Source organism: Prodigiosinella confusarubida, from assembly GCF_002847015.1.
GTDB lineage: Bacteria > Pseudomonadota > Gammaproteobacteria > Enterobacterales > Enterobacteriaceae > Prodigiosinella > Prodigiosinella aquatilis.
Genome location: NZ_CP025085.1, coordinates 4,484,420 through 4,497,817, shown reverse-complemented (window position 1 = coordinate 4,497,817; position 13,398 = coordinate 4,484,420). Strand labels below are relative to the sequence as shown.

The window sequence follows — 13,398 nt, the reverse complement described above, 5'->3', positions numbered from 1 at the left end:
GAATGAAGAGCAAGCAACTCGAACAGGCGGCAATCGAAGCGGGGATCGTTGCCGGATACATCAACGCTCACGGTAAACAACAGGCCATTGCTGCTGCCACCAAACGGGAATTACTCGAGGCGATGGGTTGGCAACCCGATCAGCAACAGGCCGTTTCCTCGCCGGTACCGGTAGTGAAGGTGTTTATCAAAGGCAACCGTCTGGCGTTGCCGATCGCTGGTGAAGGTGAATTTCAGTGGCAATTGCAGCTGGAAAACGGCGTGGTTCAGCAGGGCCGCACCAGTGCAAAAATGACGCTGACGCTGCCCGGTAAAATTCCGACCGGCTATCACCAACTGACGTTGACCCAGAAGAGCCAAAACTGGGTGTGTCGGATCATTGTTGCGCCGAAGCGCTGCTATGAACCTGATGCACTGCTGGCGGGCAAAAAGCTCTGGGGTGTCTGTGTGCAGCTTTATACGCTGCGTTCGGAAAATAACTGGGGCATTGGTGATTTCGGCGATCTTCGCCAGTTGGTCAATGAGATAGGCCGTCGCGGTGGCGCCTTCGTCGGCCTCAATCCGATTCATTCGCTCTACCCTGGTAACCCGGTGGCCGCCAGTCCTTATAGCCCGTCCTCGCGGCGCTGGCTGAACGTGATTTATATTGATGTCAACGCGGTTGAGGATTTCCAACTGAGTGAAGAGGCTCAGCGTTGGTGGTATGAGCCGCAAACGCAGAAAATCCTTAAAGAAGTCCGCGATAGTGCCTGGGTGGATTATGTCCGCATCATGCTGCTAAAACTGACTGGATTGCATCTGGCACATCAGCGATTTATGACACGCCGCGCCAGCGATCCTATGCAAAAGGCATATCAGCGGTTTGTCCGTGAAGGTGGGGAAAGCCTCTATCAGCAAGCGGTTTTTGATGCGTTGTATGCTCATCTGGCGAAGCAGGGTGATGAACCGGGTGGCTGGACGCACTGGCCGCAAAAGTATCGCAGCGCGCAAAGTGCTGCGGTGAAAGCCTATTGTGAACAGTACGAAAGCGAGGTTGATTTCTATCTCTGGTTGCAGTGGCTGGCCGAATGGCAATTTGCCCGTTGTTACCACGATAGCCAGCAGGCTGACATGCCGATCGGTTTGTACCGAGATCTGGCGGTGGGCGTGGTAGAAGGTGGCGCGGAAACCTGGGGCGATCGCGATGTCTATTGCTTGAAAGCCTCGGTGGGTGCGCCACCGGATATTCTCGGCCCTCTCGGTCAAAACTGGGATCTGCGGCCAATGGATCCACACGTTATGGTCAAGCGTGCCTATCAGCCGTTTATCGATCTGCTGCGTTCCAATATGACCAACTGTGGCGCAATGCGTATTGATCATGTGATGACATTATTGCGGTTGTGGTGGATCCCTTGCGGGGAAACGGCGGATAACGGCGCCTATGTGCAGTATCCGGTGGACGATCTGCTGGCGATCCTCGCGCTTGAGAGTCAGCGTCATCGCTGCATGGTGATCGGCGAAGATCTCGGTACGGTGCCGGCGGAGATCGTCAGCAAATTGCGTGAAAGCGGGGTGTACTCCTACAAGGTATTGTACTTCGAGCGCGATACCGATAACAATTTCCGTGCGCCACAGTCCTATCCGGTACAGGCGATAGCGACTATCACCACCCACGACCTGCCAACGCTGCGTGGTTACTGGCAAGCCGACGATCTGACGCTGGGTAAAAAACTCGGTCTGTATCCTGATGAAGCGGTGCTGGATGAGCTGTTCGTCGACCGTGCGCGTGCGCGCCAGGGCCTGCTTGACGGCTTGCACAATTATGGCTGTGTGCCAAAGAATATCGGGCACAAAGCCGATGCGATGGGCATGACCCCGACGCTTAGCCGTGGCCTGCAACGTTATATGGCTGACAGTGCCTGCGCCTTGCTGGGACTTCAGCCGGAAGACTGGCTGGATATGCACGAACCGGTCAATATTCCCGGCACCATAGACGAGTACCCCAACTGGCGGCGCAAACTGACCTGCACGCTGGAAGCGATGTTTGCCAACGATGACGTCAATAAGTTGATCAAGGACCTGGATAAACGGCGCAGGAAAGTGTCAGTGAGTTAGGTTTTGTCGCGTTGATCAAATGCTTTATCGAAATGGGAAAGGGTTTCCGGGATTAAATGGAAACCTTTTTTTTCGCTATCCTGATTGAAAATATAAAAAAAGCGGCCTGTTCAGGCCGCCGAAAGAACGTCAGACACAGAGGTACTACCAAAAAAACAACGAGGGCCTTGCACTCTACCTGTCATACTTCATGTCACCGATGCTCGGCAGTACTCACTCATCCCGGTCACAGGATACGGTCATGCGCCTGGACGAGCCTTGAGTTTGCCACCTTCCTGCAACCCGAGTGATTCAGGGTATAAATCTATCCTTTCACACCACCGGCTGTTAAGCCTCCAACCAGCCAGCGTTGGGCCACCAGGAACACGGCGGTGATGGGTATTGCCGATAAAATCGCGGCGGCGGCAAAGTCGCCCCACAAGTAGTTTTGCGGGTTAAGGTATTGCTGCATACCGACTGCCAGTGTGTAGCTGTTGACGTCACGCAGCAGCAGCGAAGCGACCGGAACTTCGGTGATGGCGGCGATAAACGACAGAATAAATACTACCGCCAGGATCGGCACGGACAGCGGCAACAGTACCAGCCTGAACGCCTGCCACGGCGTGGCGCCGTCGAGTGACGCGGCTTCTTCCAGCGAATTATCTATGGTTTCGAAATAGCCTTTGATGGTCCATACGTGTAGCGCAATTCCTCCCATGTAGGCAAAAATTACTCCGCCGTGGGTGTTCAGCCCAAGGAACGGCACATACTGGCCGAGGCGGTCGAACAGGGCGTAAAGCGCCACCAGTGAAAGTACCGCCGGGAACATCTGGAATATCAACATGCTTTTCAGCAGAGTACTTTTGCCGCGAAAGCGCATGCGGGCAAAGGCATAAGCGCAGGTGGTAGAGAGCGACACAATACCTATCGCGGTAATCACCGCAATTTTGATTGAGTTCCACAGCCACAGCATCACCGGAAACGGCGGCGGGGTGACGCTGCCATCGGCGTTGGTCACTGCCATGCCGAGTGCCAGCTTCCAGTGATCCCACGACACGTGATCGGGAATAATACTCCCGGTGGCGAAGTTGCCGGGCCGCAGCGAGATAGCAAACACCATTAGCAGCGGGAAGAGGATCAGCGCCACAAAGCACAGTAACAGCAGATGCGTCACGAACAGTCTGATTTTTTGCGACTTCGGTTTAACCATGGGCATTTCTTATTCCTCCTTGGTCGGCTAGTCGAATTTCATTCGGCTGGCTTTCAGATTCACCATCGCCAACGCACCCACCAGAATGAAAATCAGCGTCGCAATGGCCGCAGCCAGCCCGAAGTCCTGCCCGCCCCCGCCTTCAAAGGCGATGCGGTAGGTGTAGCTGACCAGCAGGTCGGTGTAGCCGGCGGGTGTGGTAGTACCGAGCATATCCGGGCCACCATTGGTCAGCAACTGAATGAGCACGAAGTTGTTAAAGTTAAAGGCAAAACTGGCGATCATCAGCGGCGTCAGCGGTTTGATAAGCAGCGGTAGCGTGATGCGAAAAAAGTTCTGCATTGGCGTTGCGCCGTCCATGGCGGAGGCCTCATAGAGATCCTCGGGAACGGCTTTCAGCAGGCCCATACACAGGATCATCATGTACGGATAACCCAGCCAGGTATTGACGATGATAATCATGGTTTTGGCGGTCAGCGGGTCACTGAACCACGCCGGTCTGATGCCGAACAGGCTGCTGAGCATCAGATTGATTTCCCCGAAACTCTGGTTGAATAATCCTTTGAAAATGAGAATGGAAATAAACGCCGGTACCGCGTAGGGCAGGATCAGCAGCACCCGATAAACCGCTTTGCCTTTCAGTTCCTCCCACTGCACCACGCAGGCCAGCACCATGCCGACGGCCACGGTCAGGACCACGGTCAGCAGCGAGAAAATAATGGTCCAGACGAAGATCGACAAGAACGGCTTCTGGATGCCGTCGTCATGCAGCACGCGCAGGAAGTTGGCCCAGCCGATATTGACGGTAAATCCGGGGCTGAGTTTTTCGGCCTGCCATTCGCCGTTGGCGTTCACCGCCTGATAAAAACCGCTCTTCATGTTGGGACGGTAAGTGACGCCGGTTTTCACATTGGTCAGCTGTTTGCCATCTGCGGATTTTTTATACAACGGCTGACTGGCAGAAAATAGGCGCAGTGAACTCATGCGCAGGGTTTCTCCATCGGGAAGCTTTGCTGTCAGTTCTCCCAGCGCCTGGCGGTTTTGGGTAATCACCCGCAGCCCGGCTTTTTCACCCTGCGGCATCGGCGCGGGTGCCAGCGTCAGGGTCTGCGGTGTGGTGGCGTTGAACTCAAACGGTGCGGACACCAATATAGCGCCGCTATCAGGCGCCTTCAGCACCAGGCGCCAGCGATCCGTCTTTTCACCTGCCGGATACAGGCCAAATGGATAGGTTTTTTCGGCCTGAAACTGGCGATCCATCAGTACTGACTGGGCGCGTTCAAAGGTCAGCTGGTTGGTACTGCTGTAATTGGTAAAGGCGATAAAAATGGTACATACCAGCGGAAACAACACGAATAACGACATGCCGGCCAGACCGGGATACACGTAGCGCCATGAATAAGCGCGGCGGTTAGTGTAAATATAGAGGCCGACGGAGGAGAGCAGCAGCGTCAGCATGGCAAACAAATATTCTCCCTGCGCATACATCAGTACGATCAGGTAACCGGTGATCAGTGCGAACAGGCCAATAATCAGCCCCTTCAGAACATCGCTTATCTGCCGTTTTTTGCGAATAGGCAGTCCGGTTTGAGCTGCTTGCATAGGGTCCTCATCCTTCAGGTTGCTGTGGCGGGAAGACGTTTCCCGCCGTTTTATTTACGTGTTATTTGATGATGCGTGTTTCCGCTTCTTTCAGCGCCTGTTTCACGGTCTGACGGCCATTGATGGCATTGATAATCGCACTGCGCTCGGCGTACCAGAAAGCGCTCATCTGCGGGATGTTCGGCATAATTTCACCCATTTTTGCGTTAGCCATGGTAGCGGCAATCCGCGGATCTTTCTCTAGCTTTTCCTGATAAGACTTCAGCGCCACGGCACCCAGCGGTTTGTCTTTATTGACGGCGGCCAGACCTTCATCGGTTATCAGATAGTGTTCGAGAAACTCTTTCGCGAGATCTTTGTTCGGGCTGGCTGCGTTAATGCCAGCGGACAGTACGCCGACAAACGGTTTGGACGGTTTTCCGTGGAAGGTTGGCAGCAGGGTAACGCCGTAATTGATTTTGCTCTTGTCGATGTTTGACCACGCCCACGGACCGTCGATGGTCATCGCGGTCTGACCCTTGTTGAAGGCCGCTTCAGCAATGGAGTAGTCGGTGTCGGCGTTGATGTGCTTGTTCTTCACCATATCGATGATGAATTGCAGACCTGCCTGTGAACCTGCGTTGTTCACACCCGTGTCTTTGATGTTGTATTTGCCGTTCTCGTACTTGTATGCGTAACCGCCGTCAGCAGCGATGATTGGCCAGGTGAAGTAGGGTTCCTGCAGGTTCCACATGATGGCGCTTTTACCTTTGGCGCGTAGTGCAGTGTCCAATGCCGGGATCTCTTCCCAGGTTTTCGGGGGGGTCTTGATAATGTCTTTGTTATAAATCAGCGACAGCGCTTCAACGGCGACCGGATAGCCAATCAGCTTGCCGTTGAAGGTTACGGCGTCCCAGGTGAAAGGAAAGAGTTTGTCCTTGAAGGCCTGGTCCGGGTTGATCTCAGCCAGCAGACCTGACTGCGCGTAGCCACCAAAGCGGTCATGGGCCCAGAAGATAATGTCCGGGCCATCGCCGGTGGCAGCCACCTGCGGATACTTCTCTTCCAGTTTATCTGGATGTTCCACCAAGACTGGAATGCCGGTGTCTTTCTCGAATTTTTTACCGACTTCCGCCAGCCCGTTATAGCCCTTGTCACCGTTGATCCAGATAACCAGTTTGCCTTCTTCTATTTTGGCAAAAGCAGAAGAGGACAGTACCAGTGCAGCCAGCGCTGACAGTGCCAGAGTGCGTTTGACCAATTTCTTTATGTGAAAAGTCTTGATGCTGATAGTCATAATCCAATCCTTTTGAGTTTCTGTCGGGAGTCGGGTTTTTTATATGAAGTTTGGATGCTTATCAAAGATGAAGAAAAGCGTACCGGACTAGTGTCGGCGATAAGGCCGTATGGCTTCATCATCCCCAGCTCTACGCCCCCGGCTCTGGTTGTGTGATCCAGTTAACACTGCCGCGCTTTCTGTGGAGGAACACGCAAAAACCGGGGTAGCATTTTGCCGTTAAGATCACGAATTTGACTTTTGGTGTGAACTTTCAGCCTGTTATGCAAAAGGCTCATCCTCCTTTGTCCTCCCCCATGAAAAACGTTGTTACGGATGATTACCCAATCTGTTATTTCCCTCACGCTATTCACTGACATTCAGTTTCCTTGCTGACAAGGCTCATTACCTCACACTTGCCTTGCTTCACAGGACTTTTTACCAGTCAGTTCAGGAGTCGGGTATGGCAGGCGTATCACTTCGTCATCTCTATAAGGCCTTTGGCGAAACAGTTATTTCAAAAGACGTAAACATTGAGATTGAAGAGGGCGAGTTCGTGGTGTTTGTCGGGCCATCCGGTTGCGGGAAATCCACCCTGTTACGCATGATTGCTGGTCTTGAAGACATTACCTCCGGCGAGTTGCTGATTGGCGACAAGCGCATGAATGAAATTCCTCCGGCTGAACGCGGCATCGGCATGGTGTTTCAGTCATATGCCCTTTATCCCCATATGTCGGTGGCGGAAAACATGTCTTTCGGCCTAAAGCTGGCCGGTAGCAAAAAAGTGGAGATCGCCCAGCGGGTGAATCAGGTGGCCGAGATTCTGCAACTGGCTCATCTGCTTGACCGCCGCCCCAAAGCGCTCTCCGGTGGACAGCGTCAGCGTGTGGCGATTGGTCGCACGCTAGTGGCTGAACCCAACGTATTTTTACTCGATGAACCACTGTCCAACCTTGATGCTGCCCTGCGCGTACAGATGCGTATTGAGATCTCTCGCCTGCATAAGCGTCTAAAACGCACAATGATTTACGTCACCCACGATCAGATCGAAGCCATGACGCTAGCCGATAAGATCGTGGTGCTTGATGCCGGTCGCGTGGCGCAAATCGGTAAGCCCCTCACGCTTTACCACTATCCAGCCAACCGCTTTGTTGCCGGATTTATTGGCTCACCAAAAATGAATTTCCTGCCGGTGAAAGTCACCGGTGCTGAACCTGAGCGTGTGCAAATCGAATTGCCAGATCGCCAGCGCGTCTGGCTGCCGGTAGAAGGCCTCGAGGTCACGGTTGGTTCCAATCTGTCTCTGGGGATCCGTCCCGAACACTTATTACCGAGCGATCTCGCCGAAGTGGCGCTGTCCGGTTTGGTGCAGGTAGTCGAACAGCTCGGCAACGAAACTCAGATTCATATCCAGATCCCGGCTATCCGTCAAAACCTGGTGTACCGCCAGAACGACGTAGTGCTGGTAGAAGAAGGTGCAACATTCGCTATTGGCTTGCCGCCACATCGCTGTCACTTGTTCCGCGAGGACGGGACTGCGTGCCGACGGCTACACCCGGAGCCTGGCGTTTAAAGCACGCATCCCCCTACAGGAGAATAATGATGATGATAACTCTGCGTAAATACTCTCTGCCGCTGGCTATTGCGGCAGGCATTTTTTCTACACAAGCCATGGCAGTGGACTTCACTGGTTACGCACGTTCTGGCATTGGCTGGACCGGCAGCGGTGGTGAGCAGCAGTGTTTCAAAACAACAGGGGCTGACAGCAAATATCGTCTGGGTAACGAATGTGAGACTTATGCCGAGTTAAAGCTTGGGCAGGAAGTGTGGAAAGAAGGGGATAAGAGCTTCTATTTTGACACCAACGTGGCGTATTCCGTTTCACAACAGAACGATTGGGAATCAACCAGTCCGGCTTTCCGCGAAGCGAACGTCAAGGGTAAAAACCTGATCGAATGGCTGCCGGGATCGACAATCTGGGCCGGCAAACGTTTCTACCAGCGCCATGACATCCACATGATCGATTTCTACTACTGGGATATCTCCGGCCCGGGTGCTGGTCTGGAAGATGTGGATCTGGGCTTTGGTAAATTGTCTTTAGCGGCGACGCGTAACACCGAAAGCGGCGGATCTTATGGCTATATCGCTAACCAGCGTAACGAAGTGCCGACGTCAAACGACGTTTTCGATGCGCGCCTGGCCGGTCTGAACCTAAACCCCGGTGGTGTACTTGAACTGGGAGTGGATTACGGGCGTGCCAATGCACGTGACGGCTATTCCCTTGCTAATGATGCGACCAAAGATGGCGTGATGCTGACCGCAGAACACACGCAAAGCATCTATAACGGCTACAACAAGTTTGTACTGCAATACGCCACTGATTCAATGACTGACCCGACGACGGGGGCGGCAACCGGTCACTCCAATGGTGCCAGCATCAATAATAATGGCCATATGGTGCGTGTAATCGACCATGGTGCGATTGACTTCAACGATACCTGGGGCCTGATGTACGTAGCGATGTATCAGGATGTCAACCGTGACAACAACAACGGCACCACCTGGTATACCGTGGGTGTCCGTCCGATGTACAAATGGACGCCAGTCATGAGCACCTTGCTGGAAGTCGGTTACGACAATGTGAAATCTCAGCGCACCAGCGATACCAACGGACAATATAAAGTCACGCTGGCGCAACAGTGGCAGGCAGGCGATAGCATCTGGTCTCGCCCGGCCATCCGCGTCTTCGCCACGTACGCAAAATGGGATGAAAAATGGGGTTATGACACCGACAGCGGTATAAATAACGGCCTGGCCATGAGCGACACCAGTTTACAGACTTTCAGCCGTGGTAAAGACAGTGAAGTCACCTTCGGAGCCCAGATGGAAATCTGGTGGTAACTTTTCCCGTCATCCTTCGCGCTGTGGGTGCGTTGGCTGTCCTTACTCACCCCGATCACGTACTGATGTACGCTCCCGGGGATGAGTTCGGTTGCCGCCTTCCCACAACACGAAGGCTATAGGGAAAAGCTGAGTTCTATATTGGCTTTAAGATGCCCTGGCTGGCGGAATGTCATTCGATAACTGCCAGCCTTCATGGTGATTCAAAAGGAAATAACGATGAAAAAAAATCTGCTGTCACTGTGTCTGTCGCTGAGCCTGTTGGCTACTGTACCTGCGGGAGTGAATGCGGCGCAAAATGATGCGTCAATTGCGCCAATGATCTCTGCTCAGACTTTACATCATTTACCCTGGACGCCGCTGGTTCCGCCAGTAACACAGGATGTCACGCTGAGTACCACAGGTGTACAAATTAATCAGGGGGATATTCAGGGGGCAGTAGGTGCGTTTGCATTGCCTGCGGACCGTGGGTCGCTGGAAATAACCCTGACCAGCATCGCGAACGGTAAAACCGTCTACGCACCTAATGTGTTGGTTCTGGACGAACAGATGCGCCCGGCGGCCTATTACCCGTCAAGCTACTTCCCGTATGAAAAACCAGGCATTGTCTCCAGCGATCGCCTGGAAGGTACCTTGAAACTGACGCCAGCGCTGGGTCAAAAACAAATTTACCTGCTGGTGTACACCACTAAAAAAGATCTGGCTGAAACCACCCAGATGACTAACCCGGCGAAAGCTTATGCTGCCGGTGTCGGTAACGCCGTGCCGGATATTCCGGATCCGGTGGCCCGTCATACGTCGTCCGGCATCCTGAGCATTAAAGTCCGTGCCGAGCAGAAATCCGGAAACATCATGATCGGCCAGGCTCTGAACGTTAACAGCGCCACAGATGCGTCGGCCGTTGCACCCGTCGTCGTTGGCCAGCAACCGGCACCTTCTGCGATGCCAGCTAAACCGTCTCAACCGCTGCTGTCGGATTCTGAAAACTACTACAACAACGCAATTAAGAAAGCCGTGAAAGCCGGGGACGTTGATAAGGCGCTGAAATTACTTGATGAAGCTGAACGTCTGGGGTCGAAAACTGCCCGCAAGACGTTTATTGAAAGCGTTAAGCACTAAAATCGTTATGCTTTGTTCCTCCTTTGCCAAGGGGAGGAGCAAAGGTATTCATGCTCCTTAATACCGAACGAAATCCCGGCTTTCAATCTCGGCATCACGTCAGGAGCGATGTTGGGTAGTTCGCCAACCGTGTGAAATCCACGTTTTTAACTCGTAGTCAGATATGAATTTATTTTGATTTTACGTCTTCCATTACGTTGTCTGGCAGAGGTATTTTTCATCAGTTTCTCGCCTCTTCCAATAGCCATTCCCGGAAAGCGGTTAACGCTCCTTCATTCTGAGCCGCGGTTCCTGGAAGAACGAGACAGAAGTTTTTCGTTACTGTTTTTGCTTCCGGCCACGGAGCAACCAGCTTTCCCTCATGAATTTCCGCTTCGATGTAGATCCGAGGAACAAGTGCGACGCCCAGTCCAGCCAGAGCTGATGCAATTGACATGGTGTGCAGATCGTAGCGGACGCCGGCTGAAGGGTTTTCCAGCACAATGCCTGTCTCATGTGCGTAATTTTCCCATGCGTCCGGGTTCTGGCGTCGGTGTATGCGTGGCAGTGTGTTCAGTAAAACGTTGATATCTTTCCCCGTCAGGAGTGCCGGATGGCAGACTGGCACCAGTACTTCCTGAAATAGGCGGAATATACTCATGCCTGCCCAGGCGGGGTGTTCAAAATGAACCGCGGCATCAAAACCACTTCCGGGAAGCACGAACGGTTCGGTTCGTTCAGCAAGATGGAGAGTAATTCCAGGGTACTTATCCTGGAAGCGGCCCAGGCGGGGAATAAGCCACCGGCTAGCAAATGTCGGAATGACAGCAATTTCAAGGCTTGCGCTGCTTGAAGGTAAGCCTCTCAGATACTGGCTATCCCTGTCCAGACGTTCAAGAATTTCACGCACCTGTAGGGCATACCTGGCGCCGTTGGAACTCAGACTAACTCTGTTCCCCGCCCGGTCAAACAGTTTACATGCCAGGAAGTCTTCGAGCCGTGCAATCTGCCGGCTGATAGCGCCTTCGGTCAGGGCCAGTTCCCCGGCTGCGCGTGCAAAGCTGCCGTGCCTTGCTGCCGCTTCGAAGGCCATGAGAGCTGACGTACTGGGTATTTTACGACGCATTTCTGCCTCCGGGTAATGATGCCCTACATTGACATAATGTCACTGAAGGATGAGATTAAATCGATTTCTGCCGTGTATTCAGACATGTAGCATGACTAAACATCATTATGCAATATGAGTCAGCGTATGACTCACGGGTAAGAGAAGAGGTCAGCTAATGTTTTATACGGTGGAATGCACTTATACCGACCCGGACAGTGAAACCGGATGGAATGAATTTTATAGTTCAGAGAAGTTACCGGCGCTTGTCTCAGTAACCGGATTCAGTACATCTCAACGGTTTAGGGCTATTACCGACGGATGTCCTGTGTATCTGGCTATCCATACTGTTCGGGATCCTGGTGTGCTTGACAGTGAAGAATACCGACAAAAAGGTGGCGGAAATTTTTCCCGCTGGCAGCGGCATATTTCAGACTGGCACCGGAATCTCTATGATGGCGTGAATGCCGCGCCAGCTGTTGCGGAAAATGAGATTATGGTACTTAGCCTATCCCCTGTTGACTTTCTTGAATGTGAAATAGGGGGGATGCCGCTTGAATTACGGGCAGTGGGGCTCGAAAAATCACCGGCACAACGTTGGCTCTACGTGTTGTCACAGAAAGATTCAGGACTTATTTCTGGTTCTTCCGCAGGTATTTACCGTTACGAACCGATGACGAAGCAACTGAAAAACGGTTCTGCTTCTCCTATAGAGTAGATTCCTGATGCCAAATATTTCTTTCTATATCTCTGACGATAAATTCGATGAATTAACCGGACTTCCTGCGCTGACTCATCGGTGCGCAGAGCTCTGCACGGGCATACTGCAAGCTGAACCGGATAAAGTACACATCATATACATTGCCATCCGGAACGGACGTGGGCATCCGGTTTATGCAGAAGTCTGCTACCGCCTTGAACCGCACCGTACACCGGAAGTTATGGCATCTTTCATTAGCGACCTGGAGGCTGTAATTCAGCAGGAGATCGGCCTGATGGCGCGGATCCGCTGCTTTGGATCTGCACCATCGCAGATATATTCGCGCAATTAACACTCAGCATTCAGGAGACCTGACGATGAGCAATTTCCCCTTGGTGACAAAAAGTATTGGTAATTTTTCCGTTATGGCAATCAGTGATGGTGACATGACCATAGATCTGAATATGTTATCCGGCATAGAGTCTGATAAAGCTGAACATATACAGCGATCTGCCAGTATTGCAGTTCCTGGTAATATTCATATTAATTGTTATCTCGTTCGTGGTATGGGGAGAATTATCCTTATAGATTCCGGCACCGGAGGCCTGAACCAGAAGGGCGGTAGACTGGTAAATAATCTGCTTGCCGCAGGCGTTAACCCACAGGATATTGATACTGTCCTTCTGACTCATGGGCATCCTGATCATATTGGCGGCCTGATCGATTCTGATGGCAACAGCGTGTTTACCGACGCGAAACTCTGCATTCATCCGCGTGAAGCTGCATACTGGCTGGATGATGATAATTTATGTGGGGCTAGTGAAAGGGCAAAGGGTAATTTTTCGCTGGCCCGGCGTGTTCTTGACGTATACCGTCAGAATCTGCACCTCTTGGATGAGGATGACGTGGTTCCCGGCCTCCGGGCCATTCTGTTACCCGGACATACTCCAGGGCATACAGGATACCGCATTGATTCGGGTGGAGAGAGTCTGCTGATCTGGGGCGATATCGTTCATTTTCCGTATATTCAGGTTTTACATCCGGATGTCACCATCGCTTTTGATTACGACCCCGGGCAGGCGGTAAAAACACGTAAAATGATTCTGGAATCAGCCGCCAGAGAGAAACTCCTGGTTGCCGGGATGCACTTTGGAGAAGCCGCATTTGCTCATATCGACGCTTTTCAGGATGGATACTGTATTGAATATGTACCGGCAACGTCCATATAGCTATTTAGCTGATGACATTACAATTTCGGCCTGTCTGATCAAAGGGAAGCGATCTGTTTTTATCGTGCATAAATAACCGGCGGCAGATTTCCGAGTGAGCTGTGTAGCCGCTCTGCGTTATATTCTGTACGCCAGTTTTCTATTAAATATCACATCTCTGACAATGCCTTAAATAGATACATATCCAGTATTTCTGTTCTCAGTGTTTCATTGCGACATGAAGATA

At 52.3% G+C, this 13,398-nt stretch carries 11 protein-coding genes and 1 pseudogene; 7 read left to right on the top strand and 5 right to left on the bottom strand.

The annotated features are described in order from the left end of the window. Positions 1 to 2 precede the first annotated feature (2 nt). On the top strand, positions 3 to 2,093 hold the full coding sequence (gene malQ / locus CWC46_RS20555) for a 4-alpha-glucanotransferase (RefSeq protein WP_021014667.1): 2,091 nt from the start codon (positions 3 to 5) through the stop codon (positions 2,091 to 2,093). A gap of 304 nt (positions 2,094 to 2,397) precedes the next feature. Here malQ and malG read toward each other — a convergent pair whose 3' ends face one another. The 3 genes from malG to malE all read right to left on the bottom strand — a co-directional run bounded on the left by malG (position 2,398) and on the right by malE (position 6,160). Next, on the bottom strand, positions 2,398 to 3,288 hold the full coding sequence (gene malG, locus CWC46_RS20550; protein ID WP_021014668.1) for a maltose ABC transporter permease MalG: 891 nt from the start codon (positions 3,286 to 3,288) through the stop codon (positions 2,398 to 2,400). A 21-nt stretch (positions 3,289 to 3,309) separates the two neighbouring features. Then, positions 3,310 to 4,884 carry a maltose ABC transporter permease MalF gene (gene malF, locus CWC46_RS20545; RefSeq protein WP_021014669.1) on the bottom strand — a complete coding sequence of 525 codons (1,575 nt, stop codon included), beginning with the start codon at positions 4,882 to 4,884 and terminating at the stop codon, positions 3,310 to 3,312. Between the two features lie 61 nt (positions 4,885 to 4,945). Beyond that, entirely contained in the window at positions 4,946 to 6,160 is a 1,215-nt protein-coding gene (malE, locus tag CWC46_RS20540; protein ID WP_021014670.1) for a maltose/maltodextrin ABC transporter substrate-binding protein MalE, read from the bottom strand. A gap of 442 nt (positions 6,161 to 6,602) precedes the next feature. Between malE and malK the strand changes: the two genes are divergently transcribed. The 3 genes from malK (at position 6,603) to malM (ending at position 10,159) form a co-directional block, all read left to right on the top strand. Then, positions 6,603 to 7,712 carry a maltose/maltodextrin ABC transporter ATP-binding protein MalK gene (malK, locus tag CWC46_RS20530; protein ID WP_021014672.1) on the top strand — a complete coding sequence of 370 codons (1,110 nt, stop codon included), beginning with the start codon at positions 6,603 to 6,605 and terminating at the stop codon, positions 7,710 to 7,712. 32 nt (positions 7,713 to 7,744) lie between these two features. Then, a complete protein-coding gene (locus CWC46_RS20525; RefSeq protein ID WP_021014673.1) occupies positions 7,745 to 9,040 on the top strand; it encodes a maltoporin in 1,296 nt (431 codons plus the stop codon). 219 nt (positions 9,041 to 9,259) lie between these two features. Continuing rightward, positions 9,260 to 10,159 carry a maltose operon protein MalM gene (gene malM / locus CWC46_RS20520; RefSeq protein ID WP_021014674.1) on the top strand — a complete coding sequence of 300 codons (900 nt, stop codon included), beginning with the start codon at positions 9,260 to 9,262 and terminating at the stop codon, positions 10,157 to 10,159. A gap of 220 nt (positions 10,160 to 10,379) precedes the next feature. Here malM and CWC46_RS20515 read toward each other — a convergent pair whose 3' ends face one another. Further along, the gene (locus CWC46_RS20515; protein ID WP_021014675.1) at positions 10,380 to 11,264 is read right to left on the bottom strand and encodes a LysR substrate-binding domain-containing protein; all 885 of its coding nucleotides are present in this window, start codon (positions 11,262 to 11,264) and stop codon (positions 10,380 to 10,382) included. Between the two features lie 157 nt (positions 11,265 to 11,421). Between CWC46_RS20515 and CWC46_RS20510 the strand changes: the two genes are divergently transcribed. Genes CWC46_RS20510 through CWC46_RS20500 form a run of 3 tightly spaced genes read left to right on the top strand, consistent with a single transcriptional unit; the run spans position 11,422 to position 13,172 of the window. Further along, positions 11,422 to 11,961, top strand: coding sequence for a hypothetical protein (locus tag CWC46_RS20510; protein WP_021014676.1), 540 nt, complete (start codon positions 11,422 to 11,424; stop codon positions 11,959 to 11,961). A 7-nt stretch (positions 11,962 to 11,968) separates the two neighbouring features. Continuing rightward, the gene (locus tag CWC46_RS20505) at positions 11,969 to 12,295 is read left to right on the top strand and encodes a hypothetical protein (RefSeq protein WP_021014677.1); all 327 of its coding nucleotides are present in this window, start codon (positions 11,969 to 11,971) and stop codon (positions 12,293 to 12,295) included. 25 nt (positions 12,296 to 12,320) lie between these two features. Then, positions 12,321 to 13,172, top strand: coding sequence for an MBL fold metallo-hydrolase (locus tag CWC46_RS20500; protein ID WP_021014678.1), 852 nt, complete (start codon positions 12,321 to 12,323; stop codon positions 13,170 to 13,172). Positions 13,173 to 13,231: 59 nt separating this feature from the next. Here the strand turns inward: CWC46_RS20500 and CWC46_RS20495 are convergent. Beyond that, a pseudogene (locus tag CWC46_RS20495) lies at positions 13,232 to 13,384 on the bottom strand (integrase core domain-containing protein); the annotation flags it as partial. Between the last annotated feature and the right edge of the window lie 14 nt (positions 13,385 to 13,398).

Bases quoted from the DNA above. Each gene is read 5' to 3' on its own strand.
- malQ (WP_021014667.1), top strand. From the start codon at position 3: ATGAAGAGCAAGCAACTCGAACAGGCGGCAATCGAAGCGGGGATCGTT.
- malG (WP_021014668.1), bottom strand. From the start codon at position 3,288: ATGCCCATGGTTAAACCGAAGTCGCAAAAAATCAGACTGTTCGTGACG.
- malF (WP_021014669.1), bottom strand. From the start codon at position 4,884: ATGCAAGCAGCTCAAACCGGACTGCCTATTCGCAAAAAACGGCAGATA.
- malE (WP_021014670.1), bottom strand. From the start codon at position 6,160: ATGACTATCAGCATCAAGACTTTTCACATAAAGAAATTGGTCAAACGC.
- malK (WP_021014672.1), top strand. From the start codon at position 6,603: ATGGCAGGCGTATCACTTCGTCATCTCTATAAGGCCTTTGGCGAAACA.
- CWC46_RS20525 (WP_021014673.1), top strand. From the start codon at position 7,745: ATGATAACTCTGCGTAAATACTCTCTGCCGCTGGCTATTGCGGCAGGC.
- malM (WP_021014674.1), top strand. From the start codon at position 9,260: ATGAAAAAAAATCTGCTGTCACTGTGTCTGTCGCTGAGCCTGTTGGCT.
- CWC46_RS20515 (WP_021014675.1), bottom strand. From the start codon at position 11,264: ATGCGTCGTAAAATACCCAGTACGTCAGCTCTCATGGCCTTCGAAGCG.
- CWC46_RS20510 (WP_021014676.1), top strand. From the start codon at position 11,422: ATGTTTTATACGGTGGAATGCACTTATACCGACCCGGACAGTGAAACC.
- CWC46_RS20505 (WP_021014677.1), top strand. From the start codon at position 11,969: ATGCCAAATATTTCTTTCTATATCTCTGACGATAAATTCGATGAATTA.
- CWC46_RS20500 (WP_021014678.1), top strand. From the start codon at position 12,321: ATGAGCAATTTCCCCTTGGTGACAAAAAGTATTGGTAATTTTTCCGTT.